Source organism: uncultured Megasphaera sp., from assembly GCF_900539295.1.
In the GTDB taxonomy this organism is placed as follows: domain Bacteria; phylum Bacillota; class Negativicutes; order Veillonellales; family Megasphaeraceae; genus Megasphaera.
This window is the reverse complement of record NZ_UQBH01000012.1, coordinates 40,927-60,718: the sequence shown is the minus strand read 5'-3', so window position 1 is coordinate 60,718 and position 19,792 is coordinate 40,927. Positions and strand designations below refer to the sequence as shown.

General features: G+C 52.0%; 15 protein-coding genes and 1 other RNA gene. 2 read left to right on the top strand and 14 right to left on the bottom strand.

Going from position 1 to position 19,792, the window contains the following annotated elements:
* Positions 1 to 166 precede the first annotated feature (166 nt).
* Positions 167 to 1,495 (top strand): MATE family efflux transporter, encoded by a 1,329-nt coding sequence (locus tag QZQ46_RS05605; protein ID WP_022364901.1) that lies wholly within the window; start codon positions 167 to 169, stop codon positions 1,493 to 1,495.
* A gap of 133 nt (positions 1,496 to 1,628) precedes the next feature.
* On the opposite strand, the gene QZQ46_RS05600 is transcribed toward QZQ46_RS05605, so the two are convergent.
* The 13 genes from QZQ46_RS05600 to tkt all read right to left on the bottom strand — a co-directional run bounded on the left by QZQ46_RS05600 (position 1,629) and on the right by tkt (position 17,676).
* On the bottom strand, positions 1,629 to 2,012 hold the full coding sequence (locus tag QZQ46_RS05600) for a hypothetical protein (RefSeq protein WP_054329549.1): 384 nt from the start codon (positions 2,010 to 2,012) through the stop codon (positions 1,629 to 1,631).
* A 60-nt stretch (positions 2,013 to 2,072) separates the two neighbouring features.
* Positions 2,073 to 3,608, bottom strand: coding sequence for a ribonuclease Y (gene rny, locus QZQ46_RS05595; RefSeq protein WP_296827689.1), 1,536 nt, complete (start codon positions 3,606 to 3,608; stop codon positions 2,073 to 2,075).
* Between the two features lie 209 nt (positions 3,609 to 3,817).
* Positions 3,818 to 4,252, bottom strand: coding sequence for a regulatory protein RecX (locus QZQ46_RS05590; protein ID WP_296827686.1), 435 nt, complete (start codon positions 4,250 to 4,252; stop codon positions 3,818 to 3,820).
* Positions 4,253 to 5,335, bottom strand: coding sequence for a recombinase RecA (gene recA / locus QZQ46_RS05585; protein ID WP_296827683.1), 1,083 nt, complete (start codon positions 5,333 to 5,335; stop codon positions 4,253 to 4,255).
* Positions 5,336 to 5,347: 12 nt separating this feature from the next.
* Positions 5,348 to 6,604, bottom strand: a complete 1,257-nt coding sequence (locus QZQ46_RS05580) for a competence/damage-inducible protein A (protein WP_296827681.1) — start codon at positions 6,602 to 6,604, stop codon at positions 5,348 to 5,350.
* 14 nt (positions 6,605 to 6,618) lie between these two features.
* Positions 6,619 to 7,953 carry a 30S ribosomal protein S12 methylthiotransferase RimO gene (gene rimO, locus QZQ46_RS05575; protein ID WP_296827678.1) on the bottom strand — a complete coding sequence of 445 codons (1,335 nt, stop codon included), beginning with the start codon at positions 7,951 to 7,953 and terminating at the stop codon, positions 6,619 to 6,621.
* Between the two features lie 6 nt (positions 7,954 to 7,959).
* Positions 7,960 to 9,003: an ABC transporter substrate-binding protein gene (locus QZQ46_RS05570; RefSeq protein ID WP_296827675.1), complete on the bottom strand. Its 1,044-nt coding sequence runs from the start codon at positions 9,001 to 9,003 to the stop codon at positions 7,960 to 7,962.
* A 5-nt stretch (positions 9,004 to 9,008) separates the two neighbouring features.
* Positions 9,009 to 10,916, bottom strand: a complete 1,908-nt coding sequence (locus QZQ46_RS05565; protein ID WP_296827672.1) for a YgiQ family radical SAM protein — start codon at positions 10,914 to 10,916, stop codon at positions 9,009 to 9,011.
* 12 nt (positions 10,917 to 10,928) lie between these two features.
* Positions 10,929 to 11,330, bottom strand: a complete 402-nt coding sequence (locus tag QZQ46_RS05560) for a RodZ family helix-turn-helix domain-containing protein (RefSeq protein WP_296827670.1) — start codon at positions 11,328 to 11,330, stop codon at positions 10,929 to 10,931.
* A 71-nt stretch (positions 11,331 to 11,401) separates the two neighbouring features.
* Positions 11,402 to 13,933 (bottom strand): DNA translocase FtsK, encoded by a 2,532-nt coding sequence (locus QZQ46_RS05555; RefSeq protein ID WP_296827668.1) that lies wholly within the window; start codon positions 13,931 to 13,933, stop codon positions 11,402 to 11,404.
* A 24-nt stretch (positions 13,934 to 13,957) separates the two neighbouring features.
* Positions 13,958 to 15,277 (bottom strand): replication-associated recombination protein A, encoded by a 1,320-nt coding sequence (locus QZQ46_RS05550; RefSeq protein WP_296827666.1) that lies wholly within the window; start codon positions 15,275 to 15,277, stop codon positions 13,958 to 13,960.
* A 79-nt stretch (positions 15,278 to 15,356) separates the two neighbouring features.
* Positions 15,357 to 15,534: non-coding RNA, 6S RNA (ssrS, locus tag QZQ46_RS05545), on the bottom strand.
* Between the two features lie 150 nt (positions 15,535 to 15,684).
* On the bottom strand, positions 15,685 to 17,676 hold the full coding sequence (gene tkt / locus QZQ46_RS05540) for a transketolase (protein WP_296827663.1): 1,992 nt from the start codon (positions 17,674 to 17,676) through the stop codon (positions 15,685 to 15,687).
* A 198-nt stretch (positions 17,677 to 17,874) separates the two neighbouring features.
* Here tkt and QZQ46_RS05535 point away from each other — a divergent pair, with 198 nt between their 5' ends.
* Positions 17,875 to 18,636, top strand: a complete 762-nt coding sequence (locus QZQ46_RS05535; protein ID WP_296827660.1) for an HAD hydrolase family protein — start codon at positions 17,875 to 17,877, stop codon at positions 18,634 to 18,636.
* On the opposite strand, the gene QZQ46_RS05530 is transcribed toward QZQ46_RS05535, so the two are convergent.
* Positions 18,631 to 19,785, bottom strand: coding sequence for a toxic anion resistance protein (locus QZQ46_RS05530; RefSeq protein WP_296827658.1), 1,155 nt, complete (start codon positions 19,783 to 19,785; stop codon positions 18,631 to 18,633). The genes QZQ46_RS05535 and QZQ46_RS05530 overlap by 6 nt on opposite strands.
* Between the last annotated feature and the right edge of the window lie 7 nt (positions 19,786 to 19,792).

Genomic DNA, 19,792 nt, shown 5'->3' with positions numbered 1-19,792 from the left:
TGGTCATTTATCTGACCAACAAAACCATTTATATTACACCAGAAGAAGAAAAAGTCAACCAGATGGCAACTGAATAAAAAATAGGCAAACGCTCCCCAAAAAGAGGAGTGTTTGCCTTTGTTTTGAAAATTATAGGTATACAGTATTTTTATAGTGAGGTCATATTATGCAAAACGACATTTCCAAAGAATTTTCCCTTGGCGGATTGCTCCGTTTTACATTTCCCACCATCATTATGATGATGTTTGTGGCAACCTATATCATCGCAGACGGTATTTTCGTTTCCCGTTTTGTGGGGACGGCAGCCCTTTCCGCTATCAATATCGTGTATCCCCTCATCAATGTCATGTTGGGTGTGGGTATCATGCTGGGCACCGGCGGCAGCGCCATCATTGGCAGAGAACTGGGGGCTGGCAAAGAAGATCTGGCAAGACGGCATTTTACACTGCTGACACTCTTTGCTATCGCCATGGGGCTGATCCTTTCTCTGCTCTGCTTTGTATTCATCGAGCCCCTTTCCATTTTTCTGGGAGCTGACGAAGCCCTATTGCCCTACTGCATCGACTACGGCAGAATCATGATGGCGTTCTATTCCATCTCCGTGGTTCAGGTACTCTTTCAGGTATTCTTTGTCACCGCAGGCAAACCGAAGTTGGGACTCGTTCTCAACGTTGCCAGCGGCATCAGCAACATCGTTTTTGACTATGTATTCATCGTTTTGATGGATATGGGCATCAAAGGGGCTGCTTGGGGTACTGTCACCAGCTTCCTCATCGGTGGTATTCCGCCTCTGATCTATTTCCTGAAACCACGGGCTGTGCTGTACTTTGTAAAACCGGAATGGAACACACAGGTACTGCTCCATAGCATGAGCAACGGCGTCTCTGAACTGATTACCAATATTTCCTCTGGTGTCACCACATACCTGTTCAACAAAGTCATGATGCAGATGATGGGACAAGATGGCGTTGCGGCAATCACCATCATCCTTTACGCAAAGTTCCTCTTTGCATCCGCCTATATGGGTTTTTCCAATGGTGTGGCGCCAGTATTCAGTTACCAGTACGGCAGACGGAACCATGTCCAGCTGAAACGACTGTTCAAAATGTCCATGGGCATCATACTGGTTTCTTCAGCAGTCATCAGCGTACTGTCGTTCCTTCTGGCAGAACCAACCATACTGGTATTTACCCCCAAAGAAAGCTCCACATTCACCCTTACATTAGATGGGTATAAAATCTGCGCATGGAACTTCCTGTTCTGCGGCGTGAATATCTTCGCTTCGGCATTTTTCACTGCCCTTTCCAACGGGGTGCTTTCCGCACTGATTTCCTCCCTGCGCACCTTCGTTTGTGTCAGTGGATGTATCCTGTTCCTGCCCAAGTATCTTGACTTGCTGGGTGTATGGCTTGCCATTCCCGTGGCAGAAGTGCTGACCATTGTGGTAGCAATCATTCTGTTTGTAGGCGCAAGAAAAAAATATCAATACGCATAAAAAAGGGCTGTCTTCAGAAGAAAACAGATCTCGTAAAATCTATATAAAAAATAGCCGGAATCCTTAAAAATATAAAGGATTCCGGCTATTTTTGTTTTCTGATGGAGATGCCATTATCAATCCATCCTATTTTTTATGCCTGATAGTCCTGATAAATTTTACCGAAAAAGTCATCCAATGCCTGTTTCATTTCCGCAAAGCCTTCAGGGTGTTTGGAATGCCCCATGGCATGAATTTCTTCGCCTTCTTTGCCATAAGCATGGAACACCCAGCTATCTCCGGCACAGATACATGTTTCGATGTCATAAAATCCATCCCATGCCGCTGCGTTCTGTTCTTCCAGCAGCTTTGCCAGTTCCACAGCCAATTCCTGGGCAGGTTCACAGCGCAGGCTGCGTTCTTCCCCATCGTAGAGGTCAATGCCTACATTTACGCCTTTTTCATTGTCCATACGATACCAAGCCATGTATCCGTCATTTCTGCCATAGCGAAAAGAAAATGATTTGATTTCTTTCATTGTGCTTCCTCCTCCATGTAAAAAGAAAGGGCATCTCGTTTGGAGATACCCTCTTTTGGTTTATTTTGCGTATTCTACTGCTCTTGTTTCTCGAATCAAATTTACTTTGATCTGTCCCGGATATTCCAGTTCAGCTTCAATGCGTTTGATGATGTCATGCGTCAAGAGGACGCAGTCAGATTCATCCAACTTGTCCGGTTTAACCATGACCCGGATTTCACGTCCGGCCTGAATGGCAAAGCAGTCTTCGACACCGTCAAAGGACTCGGCAATTTCTTCGAGCTTGGTCAGGCGCTTCAGATAGTTTTCCAACGTTTCCCGACGGGCACCCGGACGAGCCGCCGATACGGCATCGGCAGCAGCTACCAAGACGGCTTCCACACTCTGTGCTTCTTCGTCGCCGTGATGAGCAGCAATGCCGTTGACGACCAGCTTCGATTCGCCGTATTTCTTGGCGATTTCGACACCGATCGAGACGTGGGTCCCTTCCAGTTCGTGGTCCAGGGCTTTACCGATATCATGGATCAGCCCGGCCCGTTTAGCCAGCTTTTCATCGACACCCAATTCGGCAGCCATGATGCCTGCCAGCTGAGATACTTCGATAGAATGGCGCAGTACATTCTGGCCATAGCTGGTACGGTACCGCAAGCGGCCGAGAATCTTGATGAGTTCCGGATGGAGCCCGTGAACCCCGGCTTCGTACGTCGCCTGTTCACCGGCTTCGCGAATCTTCTGGTTGATTTCTTTACGAGCCTTTTCAACCATTTCTTCAATCCGTGCCGGATGGATACGGCCGTCGGCAATCAGTTTTTCCAAGGCAATGCGGGCGATTTCCCGACGGATCGGATCGAAGCAGGACAAGATAACGGCTTCCGGCGTATCATCGATGATGAGATCGACACCGGTCAGCATTTCAATAGCCCGAATATTACGGCCTTCACGGCCGATGATACGGCCCTTCATTTCATCGTTCGGCAGGGAAACGACCGACACCGTCGTTTCAGCAACATGGTCGGCAGCGCAGCGCTGGATCGCCACGGAAATGATTTCCCGGGCCTTGCTTTCTGCTTCTTCATGAGCCTGTTCTTCAAGCATCTTGATCATCTGTGCCGTTTCATGCTTCACTTCACTTTGAACGTTGTTCAAAAGCAATTCTTTGGCATCTTCATATGTCAAGCCGGAAATTCGTTCCAATTCGACCATCTTCTGTTCATGGATAGCTTCGATTTTTTCCTGCATGCGCGTCACTTCTTCTTCCTTGCGCTGCAGACTATCTTCTTTCTTTTCCATGGAATCGGATTTCTTGTCTAAATGTTCTTCTTTTTGAAGCAAACGCCGTTCAAAGCGCTGTAATTCCGTGCGGCGTTCCTTGTTTTCCCGTTCGGCGTCACTGCGAAGCTTATGGATTTCTTCCTTGCCTTCAAGGACCAGTTCTTTTTTGCGGGCTTCCGCATTCTGCTGGGCCGTGGCAATGATCCGCTGGGCTTCGACTTCGGCCTGTCCGATTTTACCTTCGGCAATATTTTTGCGATAGATGTAACCGGCACCGCCGCCGATGAGACCACAGATAATAGCCGCCACAATAGTAGTCAGCATAGTAACAAATTCACCTCCCCTTCACAAAAAAAAGCCGAACCTACCGTCCGGCTTTTTTTATGAGTATGTAAAATTTACTTCATGTTCAAAAAACCTACAATTATGCAAAATATGAACCAGTGTATCAAACCGGCTCCTTTAATTGTAATTTTTTTTCATATTAATGTCAAGACGGATTTGACTTGTCAAGTGTCTCTTTTAGCAAGCTGTCAATCCCCGTCAGAAACGGTAAAGGATGCGATGACCTCGGCGATGACAGCCGGCGAAAAACCGCGGTACTGGAGGTATCGCGCCGCCTTCCGTGCTTCATCGCGATGACGGGAAAATTTCCGATCGGTCAAGGCCTCTGCCAAGGCGTATTCATCAGGCCGTTCAACATCATCCGGCACGGTCAGCTGACGGCGGCGGAGACAATTGGCGATATATAAATGGCCGTACTGCCCTTTTCGGACATAGTAGGCATAGACCTGACGGGCCAGGCGTTCGTCATCGATAAAGTGTTCCTCTTTCAGCATGGCCATCACCTCGTCGATGACGTCGTCACTGACATCCCGCCGCCGCAGCTTAAGCCGCAGTTCGCCTTCACTTAAAAAGCGGACGTTGAGCAGCTGCAGCGCCTTTTCATAGGCTTCACTATAGGTCATTTATTCCTGTTCGTCGCTTTCCGGAATGGCTTCTGCCACAGCATCCTCTTTCATCAGGTCTTCGTCCATGACGTCATCGAATTTTTCCGGTTCCGCTGCCAGCGTATCGCGGATGATCTTTTCGACTTCGTCCGTGATTTCCGGATGTTCTTTCATGAAGATCTTGACATTTTCCTTACCCTGGCCCAGTCGTTCGCCTTTATAAGAATACCAGGTACCGCTCTTTTCAATGATATCCATCGACGCACCCAGGTCGAGGACCGTCCCTTCACGGGAAATCCCCTGGCCGTACATGATATCGAATTCACAGTGTTTAAAGGGAGGTGCCACTTTATTCTTGACAACCTTAACCCGAGCCCGGTTGCCGATGACGTCGCCGCCGGATTTGATGGCTTCGCCTTTGCGGATTTCCATGCGGATCGAAGCATAGAATTTCAAGGCCCGGCCGCCGGTCGTCGTTTCCGGGTTGCCGAACATGACGCCGACTTTTTCACGAAGCTGGTTGATGAAGATGACCATAGCTTTCGACTTGGAAATGATCCCTGTCAGTTTACGCAGGGCCTGGCTCATGAGGCGGGCCTGGAGGCCGACGTGAGAGTCACCCATTTCGCCTTCGATTTCGGCCTTGGGAACCAGGGCTGCTACGGAGTCGACGACGATGACGTCGACGGCACCGCTGCGGACGAGTTCTTCCGTAATTTCAAGAGCCTGTTCGCCGTTATCCGGCTGGGAAATGAGCAGTTCGTTGGTATCGACGCCGAGGTGGCGGGCATAGACCGGATCGAGAGCGTGTTCCGCATCGATGAAGGCTGCAATGCCGCCGTTTTTCTGGGCCGAAGCAATGGCATGGAGAGCCAAAGTCGTTTTCCCTGACGATTCAGGGCCATAGATTTCGATGACTCGCCCCCGGGGATATCCGCCGACGCCGACGGCCAAGTCGACGGCCAGGGACCCCGATGAGATAACTTCTAAATTCATCTTGTCAGCAATGTCGCCGAGGCGCATGATGGCACCCTTGCCAAAGTCTTTTTCAATCTTGCGCATTGCATTTTCAAGCGCTGTCTGTTTCGCGTCCAAAATCATTCCTCCTAACGGTTATTTGTTTTTATGGTTCACTAGATAGCGTACTACATAGTAGATGGCCCGTACGGCTGCGCGCCGCTTGATTTCAGCACGGCCGCCGTGATAAACGTCGCGGTGAACGAGGGTTCCCCAGGGGCCGCTGACGCCGGTATAGACAAGGCCTACGGGCTGTTCTTCCGTACCGCCGCCGGGACCTGCAATGCCCGTCGTGCTGACGGCAACATCACTCCCGTAAAGGCGTCGGCTGCCGTCAGCCATTTCAGCAGCTGTTTCCGAACTGACGGCCGTATATCGTTCCAGTGTCTCATGAGAGACACCGAGGATTTTTTCTTTCATTTCATTGCAGTACGTCCCGGCCGAACCGCGGAAGTAATCGGAAGCACCGGGCACATCGGTAATGAGCGAACCGATGAGGCCACCCGTACAGGATTCCGCAGCACTGACGATATAGCCTGCCTGACGGACTTCCCGTCCCAGTACATCGGCCATCGTTTCGTCGTTAAAGCTGACGATTTGGTCATTGAGACGGCGGCGTACTTCTTCTTCGAGCGGTAAGAGGAGCTCCTCAGCCTGTTCCTCACTGTCGGCGCGGGCCGTCAGGCGGACTTCGACGAATCCCGGGCGGGCGTACATGGCCAAGGTCGGATTCGACTGGTCTTTGACAAGATCCATCAGCCGTTCTTCAATAAAGGCTTCACCCATATCATAAATCTTTATATAGAGCGAGCGGATAGACCCTTGGCTGCCAAAAGTCTGAAGAAGCCAGGGTTTCAGGCGGTTTTCATACATCCAGCGCATTTCGCTGGGCGGTCCCGGCAAGTGGACCAGGGTCTTGCCGCCCTTTTGCATGGCAACGCCCGGTGCCGTACCGGCCAGATTGTCAAAAATGGAAGCCCCTTGAGGGACCATGGCCTGGCGCTTCTGGTTTTCGGTCATCGTCACCGTACCGTGATGGGCTGTTACCCAGGCTTGGACCGCATCGGCAATAGCCGGATCATAGACCAAGGGAAAATCCATCAGTTCAGCACCGATGATTTTGGTCATGTCGCCCTGAGTCGGCCCGAGGCCGCCCGTCGTAATGACGATGTCGGCCCGGGAAAGGGCCGTTTTCAAGACGTCTTTCATGCGCTTCGGGTTATCGCCGACCGTCGTATGATAGACGACGAAATATCCCATTTCATTGAGCTGTTTCGATAAGTAGGCGGAATTATAATTGGTAATTTCGCCCAGCAATAATTCAGAGCCTGTCGTAACAAGTTCTACTATCATACCAATCACCTCGGTTAATCGAGCCGTTCAGCAACGAGATCGTAGGCAAAGCCTTGAGCAATGCGGACTTGAATCATGTCCCCGGGCTGTACGCCATCAGCATCTTCAAGATAGGTCAGACCGTCGACGTCAGGCGCTTGGATTTCAATGCGCCCCACGGCTTGGGTCACGCCCTTTTCTTGTTCTACCTTTTCAACTAACATCGTATGGACAGAGCCTTCGAGCTCTTGGTTGCGGATTTCCGATACTTTGGCCTGAATGGCCATGAGCTGATGGTAGCGTTCTTCTTTTATTTCTTCCGGAATCTGACCGTCCATCATGGCCGCCGGCGTCCCTTCTTCCTGAGAGTAGGTAAAGACGCCGACGTCGTCAAATTTCGTTTCTTTTACGAAATCGCAGAGAGCCTGGAATTCATCTTCTGTCTCACCGGGAAAGCCGACGATGAAGGTCGAGCGCAGCGTGAGTTTTCGGCCGTGGCTGCATAACTTTTTCATGAGACGGCGCACATCATCTTCCGAATCGCGGCGGTTCATGCGGCGCAGTACCGGTTCGGCAATATGCTGGAGCGGCAAGTCGACATAGGGACAGATTTTATCTTCCTTCACGATGAGGTCCATCAGTTCGTCTGTAAAGTAATGGGGATAGAGATAGAACAGACGGATCCAGCGGATGCCTTCGATGGGAACCAATTGACGCAGCAGCTCCGGCAAGAGGGAGTGACCGGCAATATCGACGCCGTAACTCGTCGTATCCTGGGCAATGAGGTTGATTTCCTTTACACCGTCAGCAGCCAGTTGCTGCACTTCAGCGACAATCGATTCGATAGGCCGGCTGTATAATTTTCCCCGAACGTGGGGAATGATGCAGAAAGAGCAGCCGTTGTTGCAGCCTTCGCCGATTTTTACATAGGCGCTGTACGTCGGCGTCGTCCGCATGCGGCTCGTATGCTGGTCGTACAAATGGCTGACATCGTCGATGAAACAGGCCTTGCGCCCTTTTTTGACGGTATCGATAGCTTCCCAGATGCGGTCCCATGAACCGGTGCCCAGGAGCGCGTCGATTTCCGGCATTTCCTTCATCAGTTCTTCTTTATACTGTTGGCTGAGACAGCCCGTTACGATGAGGATCTTACAGTTGCCCTCCGTCTTATAGCGGGCGGCCTGCAGAATCGTATCGATGGATTCCTGCTTTGCCTTTTCAATAAAGGTACAGGTATTGACGATAATAATGTCGGACTGGGCGAGGTCCTCCGTAATTTCCATGTGGCGGTCGCGGAGAATCCCCAGCATGACTTCTGTATCGATGAGATTTTTAGAACAGCCTAAGCTGACAAATCCGATCTTTTCCATGTATCGTTATTTTTCCTTTCCGAAGCGAATTGATTTGATCCACCATGACTGCAAAGTGCGGCGGCCTTCATCAGAATATAATTTTTTTACCGGGAACAAGACCAGTCCCCGGCCGTTGGCGTCGACGTCAGGCTGCTCCTGCGGTATGGCGTCACTCATAAAGATATGCTTTTGCCGTAATACCGCATTGGCTTCCGGGGAATAGAGCCAGTCCGTAAAGGCATCGGCCAGTTCCCCGTCTTCACACCAGTTGGTGATGGCAATCCCTGTCAGCCAGTACGACGTGCCGTCCTGAGGATAGACAATATAAATAGGGGCTCCGTCATTTCGATACTGCCGAGCCGTCGAGGCATCGGCGACACCGACATCGGCTTCCCCGCTGGCAACACGGCGCACGTTGACCGGCATCGACTTCGAATACGAAGCGACGTGACTTTGCAGAGCCCGCAGGTAGCGTTCACTTTCATCGAGGCCCTTCATTTCGACGAAAGAACAGAGAAATTCACCGGCCATATCCATAGCGGCCAGATCCGGGAAAGCCAGCAGCATTTGAGGATCGGTCAAGAGATCGTCCCAAGTAGAGAGGAGCTGCCCCCTCCGGTCATAATAGGACTGACCGACGACAAAGACCATCGGATTATACCACAAGCCGTTCCACATGCCCTCCGCATCCTTCATGGAAGACGGCACCTTGTCCGTCACATCAGACTCATAGGGCTGGAGAATACCATTTTGTTTCTGCGTCCGCAGATCATCTTCCGAAGCGATGAGGATATCCGGCTTAGGGCCGCTGATATTCCCTAAAGACTGGCGCATATCGCTGTCAGTCTTGGAATAGATCTGTACCCGCAGGTGCTTCTGCTTATAAAATTCTTGGGCCAAGCCGTTATTGACGTCTTGGGGTAAGTCGGAAAAGACGACGAGATGGCGGCCGGCTTCATAGGCCCGCTGTGCTTCTTCCTGCTGGTGCTTCATCAAGATGGGCCAGGCCAGGCTCAAAAGCACGATGACGAAGACGCTGAGCATGATAAAAGGCACGTATTTCTTCATTATATTCACCTGAATTTTCTAGTCCTGTTCAAATCCTTCCGTCCTTGTCCGGAGCGAACAGCCGAATGGCCATGGCGATTGCCGCGGCCGGAAAGCGGACGGCCTGACTGACGTTGATGACGCCGCGGTGCAATGAGGCACTTCGGCCCGTAACCGATGAGGTCACGGCGGCCCGTCAGGCATAAGGCCTTATAGACAATATCATAATTTGCCGGGTTCTTATACTGCATAAGGGCCCGCTGCATCTGTTTTTCTTCTGCCTGGCGGGCAACGTACACTTTTTGCCCGGTCAGGGGGTTAATCCCGGTATAGTACATGGCCGTCGACAGACTGCCCGGCGTCGGGATAAAATCCTGAACCTGTTCGGGCTGCATATGCATATCCCGCAAAAATTCAGCCAGGGCCACGGCATCCTTTAAGGTACACCCCGGATGACTGGACATAAAATACGGAACGAGGTACTGTTTTTTCCCGAGCTCCCGATTGGCTTCGTCAAACCAATCTTTAAAGGTCAGAAAAGCATGGACATCGGCCTTGCCCATGAGGTCAGTTACGTGTTTTACGACGTGTTCCGGCGCCACCTTCAGCTGGCCGCTGACGTGATACTGGCAAAGTTCTTTTACGAATTCTTTGTTGCCGTCAGCCAAGACGTAGTCATAACGAAGACCGGAGCGGACGAAAACCTTTTTTACGCCCTTTACATGACGGATTTTCCGCAGGAGCTGCAAGTAATCGTCATGGGACGTGTTAAGGTTCTGACAAGTCTCGCTGCCGATACAGTGACGGTTGCGGCAGACGCCGTCCGTGAGCTGCTTTTGGCAGGCCACATGGCGGAAGTTCGCCGTTGGACCGCCGACGTCGTGGATATAGCCTTTAAAGCCGGGCAGCTTCGTCATCCGTTCCGTTTCTCGAACGAGGGATTTCTGGCTGCGGTGCTGGATGATGCGCCCCTGATGGCTGGCAATGGCACAAAAATGGCAGTGGCCGAAGCAGCCGCGCTGGCTGGTCAGGCTGAACTGAACTTCCTGAAGGGCCGGAACCCCGCCGGCAGCATCGTAGTCAGGATGCCAGCGGCGCTGGAAGGGAAGCTCATAAATAGCGTCCATCTCTTCCGTCGAAAGGGGCAGCGCCGGCGGGGTCTGGACGACGAACCGGTTTTCTGACGGCTGGATGATGGTCTTTCCATAAAAAGGATCCTGCTCTTCATACTGCATCTTAAAAGCCTTGGCAAAAGCCGCCTTATCGGCCCGGACCTCTTCATAAGACGGACAGACGACAGTCTTGTCCGAAATAGGCGGTTTACTGGTTACGTAGCAGATGCCGCGGATGTCGTACATTTCGGCGACGGACTTGCCTTCAGCCAGGGCATCGGCGATTTCTACGATGGAATGTTCCCCCATGCCGTAACTGAGGATATCGGCTTTGCTGTCGAGGAGTATCGAGTGGCGCACCTTATTGGACCAATAGTCATAATGAGCAAAGCGGCGCAGACTGGCTTCGATGCCTCCGATAATGATGGGCACGTCTTTATAAGCCTCGCGCATGCGATTGGCATAGACGATAGTCGCCCGTTCCGGCCGATGGCCCGTTTCTCCGCCCGGCGAATAGCTGTCGCGGCTGCGGAATTTTCGGGCCGCCGTCTTTTCATTGAGCATGGAATCAAGATTCCCTGCCGTAATCAAGGCTGCCAGCCGCGGACGGCCCAGTGTCTTAAAGGCGTCTGCACTGTGCCAGTCGGGCTGAGAAATAAGGCCGACACGATAGCCCCGGCTTTCGAGGACGCGGCCGATGAGGGCTGCGGCAAAACCGGGGTGATCGACATAGGCGTCGCCATTGATGTAGACAAAATCAAGTTGGTCCCAGCCGCGTCGTTCCATATCTTCCCGACTGGTTACTAAGAAATTCTCACGCATATGGCTCCTTATTTACATTAAAATCCAAATAATGAGCAAGAGGAAAATAATGATGCCGGCAACAATCGTAATTTCCGGCCAATTCCCTTGCCGCGTCTTTTTCTTCTTATTGTCTTTCCTGTTTTTTTTATGCTTGGCAGAAACGATGGTCCGAACTTCCGGCCTGGGCGTCCTTTCTTCGACAGAGGCCTTATATTCCTGAACCAGGGCAATGCCGTCCAGTTCCAGGAAGTTGCCGTAGTTGCGGATAAAGCCCTTGACGAATACGGCACCGGGAATGGCGTCATATTCATTGGCTTCCAGGGCTTCCAGGTATTCCCGCTTTATATTTAGGGCTTCCGATACATCTTGTAACGTCAGGCCCTGTTGTTCTCTCGCTAATCGTAATACGTCACCGATCGAAGATTCCTTCACTGTCTTTCTCTCCCTATTTACTATAATCGTATCCTTTATTATATAACAGATACGACAAAGGGTACAGGGGGTCAGCCCAAATACTTCTGCTGGACTTCGTCAGCCGTCATCAGGATATCCCGCGGCTTGCTGCCGTTGTTGGGCCCTACGATGTGCATGGCTTCCATCATATCGATCATGCGGGCAGCCCGCGTATAGCCGATGCGGAAGCGGCGCTGGAGCATGGAAGTCGACGCCTGGCCGGTCTCAAGGACCATGTCGATGGCCTGCTGCATGAGTTCGTCTTCAAAGAAGTCGACGCTGTCTTCGGAATTTTCAGACTGGGCTTTTTGGACGGACTCGTCGTAATGAGGACCGTCCTGTCCCTTGATAAATTCCACCATTTCATCGATTTCCGAATCGGAGATGAAAGCCCCTTGGACACGGAGCGGTTTCGATGCGCCGAGGGGATAAAAAAGCATATCCCCCTTGCCGATGAGCTTGTCGGCACCGGCCATATCCAGAATGGTCCGCGAATCGACCTGACTCGACACGGCAAAGGCAATACGGCTCGGCACATTGGCTTTGATAAGGCCCGTCAGGACATCGACCGACGGCCGCTGCGTGGCCAGCACTAAGTGCATGCCGCAAGCACGAGCCTTCTGGCCCAAGCGGATAATCGACTTTTCGACGTCGTCCGACGCGGTCATCATGAGATCGGCCAATTCGTCGATGATGATGACGATAAAGGGCATGGCTTCGTCAGGGTGCAGTTCATTATATCGGGAAATATCCCTCGTATGCGTATCGGCAAAGCGTTTATAGCGGTCATCCATTTCCCGAACGGCCCAGCGCAGGACGCTGGCAGCTTTCTTGGGATCGGTAACGACCGGAGTCAGCAAATGCGGAATGCCGTTGTAGTTGGACAATTCGACGACTTTCGGATCGATGAGAATTAATTTTACATCTTCCGGCCGCTGCTTAAAGAGGATGCTGGCAATGAAGGTATTGATGCAGACACTCTTACCAGAGCCCGTCGAGCCTGCTACCAAAAGATGAGGCATCTTGGTCAGGTCGGCAACGATGGGATTGCCGGCAATGTCTTTGCCCAGGCAGACGGGAACACCGCGGGCGGCTTTTTGGAATTTTTCACTTTCAATGACGTCGCGCAAATTGACACCGGTCAAGGTCTTATTCGGCACTTCAATGCCGACGGCGGCCTTACCTGGAATCGGCGCTTCAATGCGGATATCCGTCGCTGCCAGTTTAAGAGCTATGTCGTCGGCCAAATGGACGATTTTACTGACCTTGACGCCAGCTGCCGGTTCCAGTTCATACCGCGTAATGGACGGCCCCTGGCTGGCATTTAAAATCTTGGCATCGATGTTAAAACTCTGCAGGGTTTCTTTTAAAATGGCTGCATTTTCCCGTACTTCGTCGCTGAGGCCGACCGTATGCTGCGGTCCCGGCTTCAGCATAGAGACTGACGGCAGGCGGTATATCGACTTTCGTTCCGCCTTGGGAACGGCACTGCTGCCTTCCTCACTGAGATCTACGGCAACCGTGCTCTGTTCTACTTCAATGGGTTTAATATCGTCCATGTCATGACGGAGAACGTCTCGTTCCTCCGCTAAGGACGAAGTGCTGACGGGCTGAACGTCGTGAGCCGTCGGTTCGGCATCGGAAACAACGGTCTCATGAATCTGGCTGTAGTCCGTCTCATCTTGAGGGCCGTCATCAAAGCCGTCTTCCAGATCTTCATTCCAATAAGCTTCGATGTCTTCAGGAGATACACTTTCTTCAACGGCCGGAATTTCTTCAATGGGGCGGGAATCAAAGCTGACTTCCTCTACCCCATTTCCAAGATCGCGGGCATCCGAAATCTGAATTCCTTCCGACAGATCTTTATCGACTGCTGAAGCGTCTTCCGGCGTATCTGCCGATCTTTCTTCCAGGGCCTGAAAATCGAAGATTTTCCGCTTTTCGTGCCATTGGCGAAGGGACTGGGATGCGTCCTGCAGTCCTTCGACAGCCTTTCCGGAAACGCGGGCCGCTTCCTGGCCGGCCTTATCGGCAACGGCCGCCACTGGCTGGGAAATAGACCAGTTCTTCCAGATCAGAAAGGTGACGATAGCAGCTCCCATGATGGCCATGACAGCCCCAAAAAAGCCGAGAAACTGCTGCAGCACCGAGGACACGACAGCCCCGATGATGCCTCCTCCGACGGATAAACTGGCAGGCAGAAACTTCGTGCCTTCCGGAATGACCAGTAAATGGATAAGCCCCAAGAGAAGCACATAGATCCAGGCACCGATGACCCAGGACCGCGATACGGGGCAGGCCTTGCGGACGACGATATACTTCAGGCCCAAGACAACCAGAGATAAGCTGACAACGATTCGCCCCAGCCCGAAGATGTATGATAAGACATCGTCTACACTGTGTCCGATACGGCCCGTATCGACGCCGATAAAACCGACGGTCGCAAAGACGCCGAATAAGATACAGAAAATACCGATAATCTCATATTTTAAAAGGGGCGATTTCTCGGCCCGCTTGGCAGGCCGTGCCCGCCGGGTCGTCCGCTTGCGGCGGGTGGTCTTAGGGGTCCTTCCGTTTGCCAAAATAGTTCACCTTCCACTAATAGATTACTTGTCACGGCGGCGCTTATGCCAGGCATCAGCCATAGCCTGTTCACGGCCGTAAGGTCTTTCATGATAATACGACGCGCCTTTAAGGGCATCGGGCAGGTACTGCTGATCGACCCAGGCGTCTTCAAAATCGTGAGGATAGCGATAATTTAAGCCGTGGCCCAACTGGGCAGCCCCGCTGTAATGACTGTCCCGCAAATGGGCCGGGATATCGCCGCAGTCCTTCCGGCGCACATCGCTGAGGGCTGCATCGACAGCCAGGTAAGCGCTGTTGCTCTTAGGTGCGCAGGCGACATAAATAACGGCCTCCGACAAGATGATGCGGCCTTCAGGCCAGCCGACAAATTGAACGGCCTGAGCTGCTGCGTTGGCGATGACCAGGGCCTGCGGGTCGGCAAGGCCGACGTCTTCGGCAGCACAGATGACCAAGCGGCGGGCAATAAACGACGGCTGCTCGCCGGCTTCAATCATACGGGCCAGATAGTGCAGGGCCGCATCGGGATCAGAGCCGCGCATACTCTTTATAAAGGCCGACACCGTATCGTAATGGGCATCGCCTTTTTTGTCATAAGTATATACCTTATGACCGGCGACCTTTTCGATAGCTTCTTGTGTAAGCTTACCGCCGGCAGGAACGACCATGGCGACCTGTTCCAGTAAATTGAGGCCTACACGGGCATCGCGGTCAGCCAGGCGGGCAATGGTTCCGAGCATGTCATCGCTGCCTTCAATGCCAAGGCTCCCCAACCCTTTCACCTTATCGGTCAAAGCCCGCTTCAAAACGGATACGACAGCGGCTTCTGACAAGGGCTGAAGAGAGATGACCCGCAGGCGGGATAATAAAGGCCGATTGACTTCAAAATAAGGATTTTCCGTCGTCGCTCCGACCAGGATGACCGTCCCGTCTTCAACATAGGGCAGCAGCACGTCCTGCTGGCTTTTATTGAATCGATGGATTTCGTCGATAAAGAGAATCGTCCGCTTTTGATATAAATGAACCGCTTCTTTGGCAGCAGCAATGACTTTTCGCAGCTCTGCCGTCCCGGCCGTCACGGCATTCAAAGTTACGAAGCGGCTGTCCGTTTCAGCAGCGATGACATGGGCCAGCGTCGTCTTGCCGACGCCCGACGGGCCATAGAACAAGAGCGACGGAATCGTATCCCGTTCAATCATCATCCGCAGGAAACTCCCGGGCCCAATCAACTCATCCTGGCCATATACGTCATCCAGCGATTCAGGCCGCATACGGACGGCCAGCGGTGCATACTCTCTGCCGCTTCGTTCATCGGCCATGGAAAATAAATCGTCTCCGCTCATTTGTTTGCTCTCCAGACTAAATAGAACGCCGCCAAGAGGTTCTTAGCGGCGGAAAATACATCATATTCTTGCACAAGAAAAGAGCCCCACCATGCCGTTTATAAACCGAGTTTTGAGCCTGCCTAAGCAGGTGGGTGTCCTCCTATAAGGGTCGGCAGTCCAATGAAGGCATTGCCTCGCATTATAGAGACCGAACTCCCAATGTAAAAAGTGTTGGTTCAAAACATCGAGACCATTTACGTACACAGTAGGGTTTCTTCTTGTACATAGTATAATAAAATACTCAAGAAAAATCAAGCCTTGACAATAGGAAAAGGGGCTGCCGCCCATGCAGCATCCCCTTTTCGAGACCTTGGCAGGTCATTGGAAGACTTGCCGCGGACCGTATGACACCGATAACATCGGTTTTATTTTACAACTTTCTTAACCGTTTCAACAACATTTTCTGTCGTGAAACCGAATTTCTTGAACAGCGTCCCTGCCGGAGCAGATGCACCGAAGGACTTCATGGACACAGTTGCACCGTCGAGGCCGACGTATTTGCCCCAACCGAAATCGGAAGCGGCTTCTACAGCGACGCGGGCCCGAACGGCCTTGGGAAGAACCTGTTCTTTATAAGCTTCATCCTGCTGTTCAAAGAGTTCGAGGCACGGCATGCTGACGACGCGGACGTCGATACCGTCCTTAGCCAGTTCTGCTTTAGCGTTGACAGCCAATTCAACTTCAGAGCCGCTGGCCATGATGATGGCATCGGGAACGGCTTTAGAAGCGTCAGCAACGACGTAAGCCCCTTTGAGAGCTTCTTTGCTGCTGCCTTCAAGCTGCGGCAGGTTCTGACGCGTGAGGACTAATGCCGTCGGAGTCTTCTGGCTGGTAACGGCTAAGTACCAACCGGCTGCCGTTTCCGTAGCATCAGCCGGGCGGAAGACGTTGACGTTGGGAATGGAGCGCAGCATAGCCAGCTGTTCAATCGGTTCGTGTGTCGGGCCGTCTTCACCGACGCCAATGCTGTCGTGAGTCAAAACATAAGTCGTCGGAAGTCCCATGAGGGCAGCCAGGCGGATCATCGGTTTCATGTAATCGCTGAAGACGAAGAACGTGCCTGCATAGGGGCGAACGCCGCCGTGGAGGGCCAGGCCGTTGGTCATGGCACCCATGGCCAATTCGCGGACGCCGAAGTGGATGTTGCGGCCGCTGTAATCGGCTTTTCCGAAAGAGCCTTCGCCTTTCATTTCCGTTTTGTTCGACGGAGCCAGGTCGGCACTGCCGCCAAAGAGCTGCGGGATGCGGTCTTTTAAGCGGTTGATCATCGTGCCGGACAGGTTGCGCGTTGCCTGCGGTTTATCTTCATAAGCCCAGAACTCTTCATCATTCAAGAGTGCCTGTGCATCGACATCAGTATGGTAAGCATCCCATTTAGCCTTCATATCCGGGAAGGCAGCGACATAAGCGTCAAACAATTTCTGCCAATCTTTTTCAGCAGCACCTGCTTTTTGGCTCAGTTCTTCATAATGGGTGTATACTTCGTCGGGAACGTAGAAGGTTTCTTCCGGTTTCGGCCAGTTGAGGTTCTTCTTCATAGCGACGATATTTTCTTCACCAAGGGGCGCTCCGTGAGCGTCGGCAGTACCCTGCTTAGCCGGGCAGCCGTAACCGATTTGGGTCTTAATGGTGATAAAGGACGGATGTTCTTTGTCGGCTTTCGCTTCTTCGATAGCTTTGCCGATAGCATCCATATCCGTGCCGTCTTCGACGGTAATTGTCTGGAAACCGAAAGCTGCCATGCGGGCTTGGACATTTTCCGTAAATGCCAGATCCGTATTTCCTTCGATGGAAATATTGTTGCTGTCATACAGGATAACCAATTTGGAAAGGCCGAGAGTGCCTGCCAAGGAGAGGGCTTCGGACGAAATGCCTTCCATCAGGCAGCCGTCGCCGCAAAGGGCAAAGGTGTAGTGGTCGACGACAGGATAGTCCGGTTTATTGAATACCGCAGCTAAATGAGCTTCTGCCATGGCCATGCCAACAGCCATGCCAAGGCCGGCCCCGAGGGGACCCGTCGTAGCTTCAACGCCCGTCGTATGAGCATATTCCGGATGTCCCGGTGTTAAGGAGCCGTCTTGACGGAACTGCTTAATATCATCTATGGTCAGGCCGTAGCCGTACAGGTGAAGCAGCGAATACAGCAGCATCGAACCATGGCCGGCAGAGAGGATAAAGCGGTCCCGGTTCGCCCATTTCGGGTCTTTTGCATTGTGGTTCATGTGGTTTGCCCAAAGTTCGTAGGCAATCGGGGCAGCTCCCAAAGGCAGGCCCGGGTGGCCGGAATTAGCCTTTTGGATTGCATCCGCCGACAATACACGAATGGCATTTACACAAGTCGTATCAATGGTGCTCATTAGTCAAATCGCTCCTTTTTAGGTTCGTTAAATATAAATAAACATTTACACTTTATTATGTAAAAAAAGGGCAGTTCTGTCAATGGCAAAATGTCCTTTCACATATAAAATCACCCGGTCCCGCAACATTTCGGATAGACAAAAAGAATTATGCTATAATAAAAAGGCCTATACATCTCGTACAGAAAGGATTTAACCATGACCAAAAAATACTTTTTCTTTGACATCGACGGAACCCTGGGCCTTGGGATTTCAAGCATCATCCCGGCAGACAGCCTCTATTGCCTGCGCCGCCTCATGAAGGCCGGCCATTTTGTATCCATTGCCTCGGGAAGGCTCCAGAACGATGCCCAGTCTTTTGCCGACTGCTATGGGATTCCGGCCGTCGTTGCCGACGGCGGCAACAGCCTGTCCTTAGATGGGAACGTATTAGAAATGGAAGGACTTCCCATCGAAAACTGTAAGACCCTCCTCGGCGAACTGACTCGTCGCGGCTTTGCCTGGGCCGTCGTCACCGATAATACGATCAACCGCTATACGCCCTACAAAACCTTTCCCCACGTCGACCGGCGCAATTACATGAAAACCGTCGTCAAGCCCATCAATATTGACGAGTTGACGACGGTCTATAAAATCATGTATGCCCGGCCGGAGAAAGAAGAAGATGAGCCGGAAAAATACGGTCTGCCCCATTTAGAATACATCGACCACACCTATCTCATCGAGCCGACGGATAAGCGCCGCGGCATCCTGCGCATGCTGGAACTCGTCGGCGGAGCAGCCGAAGACGCCGTCGTATTCGGCGACGGCTTAAACGACATCACCATGTTCCAAAAGCCATTCTTTTCCATTGCCATGGGCAATGCCCGTGAGGCCCTCAAAGAACGGGCCGACTATATCACGGACGACCACGATAAGGGCGGTATCTTAAAGGCCTGTAAGAAATTCGGCTGGTTATAACGGCTGCGACTGGCCGGCACCTTTGAGCAGCGCCTGTTTCAGCCGGTCTTCGATCTGGACTAGTTCCTGTTCGGCAGCCTGCCGCTTCTGACGGCCTTCACTCTGGATGCGCAGCGTATCTTCAATGGTAGCAATCAGGTCTTCGTTGACCTGCTTGACCGTTTCGATATCGACGATAGCCCGTTCATTTTCAACGGCCGTATCGTGAGAATTTTGCTTGAGCATGGCGGCGTTGCGCTTCAAGAGGTCATTGGTCGTCTCGGACACAGCCTGCTGCATCTTAAGGGCTTCCTGCTGGCGGCCGAGGCCGAGGGCCAATATCATCTGGTTCTTCCACAAGGGAATGGTATTGTAAATGGCACTCTGGATGCGGTCGACGAGAATCTTGTCATTATCCTGAATAATGCGGATCTGCGGTGCCGTCTGAATAGCGATGGTCTTGCTGATTTTGAGGTCATGGACCTTCTTTTCAAAGCGGCTGACGGAATTTTTAAAATCCTGAACGACCTGCGTCGCCATGGGATTATCCGAGGCCTTAGCCTGGGCTTCCAATTCGGGAATCGTCGTTTCATTCAATTCCTGAATCTTTTCCTCCCCGGCTTTGATGTAGAGCTGGAGCTGTTTGAAGTATTCCAAATTCTTGTCGTACAGCCCGTCGAACATGGCCACGTCCTTCATGAGGACCATCTTCTGCTTATCGAGGCCGGCCTGGATATTGTCGATCTGAGCGGCCAAGGTCATGTAGGACTGATGCAAAGCCGGCACTTTTTTAAACAAGGAGCCGACGACGGGGATGTTGGCCAGGAATCCTTTTCCGCCTTCTTGTTCTTCTTCAAAGTCATGAACCTTTTTCACCAAGTCATTCAGCAAGTTGCCGGCTGCCGTCTGATCGGTACTCTTTATAGTCGATAAGATGCTGTCCGAAAAAGAAGCGATATTGTTTTGGGCCGCAATGCCGTACTGAGCGATGGCATTGGCCGTCACCAAGTTGATCGATTCCTTAATCGTATCGACTTGCTTCCGATCTTCTGCCGTCAAAGTCTCTACCTGCTGATTGAATTTGACCAATTCATGCTTTTCGTAGCTTTTAGCAGCGGTCTCGCCGGACTGTTTTTTCTCTAAGAGGTCGTTCAAATTGATATCCGCCATGATAACA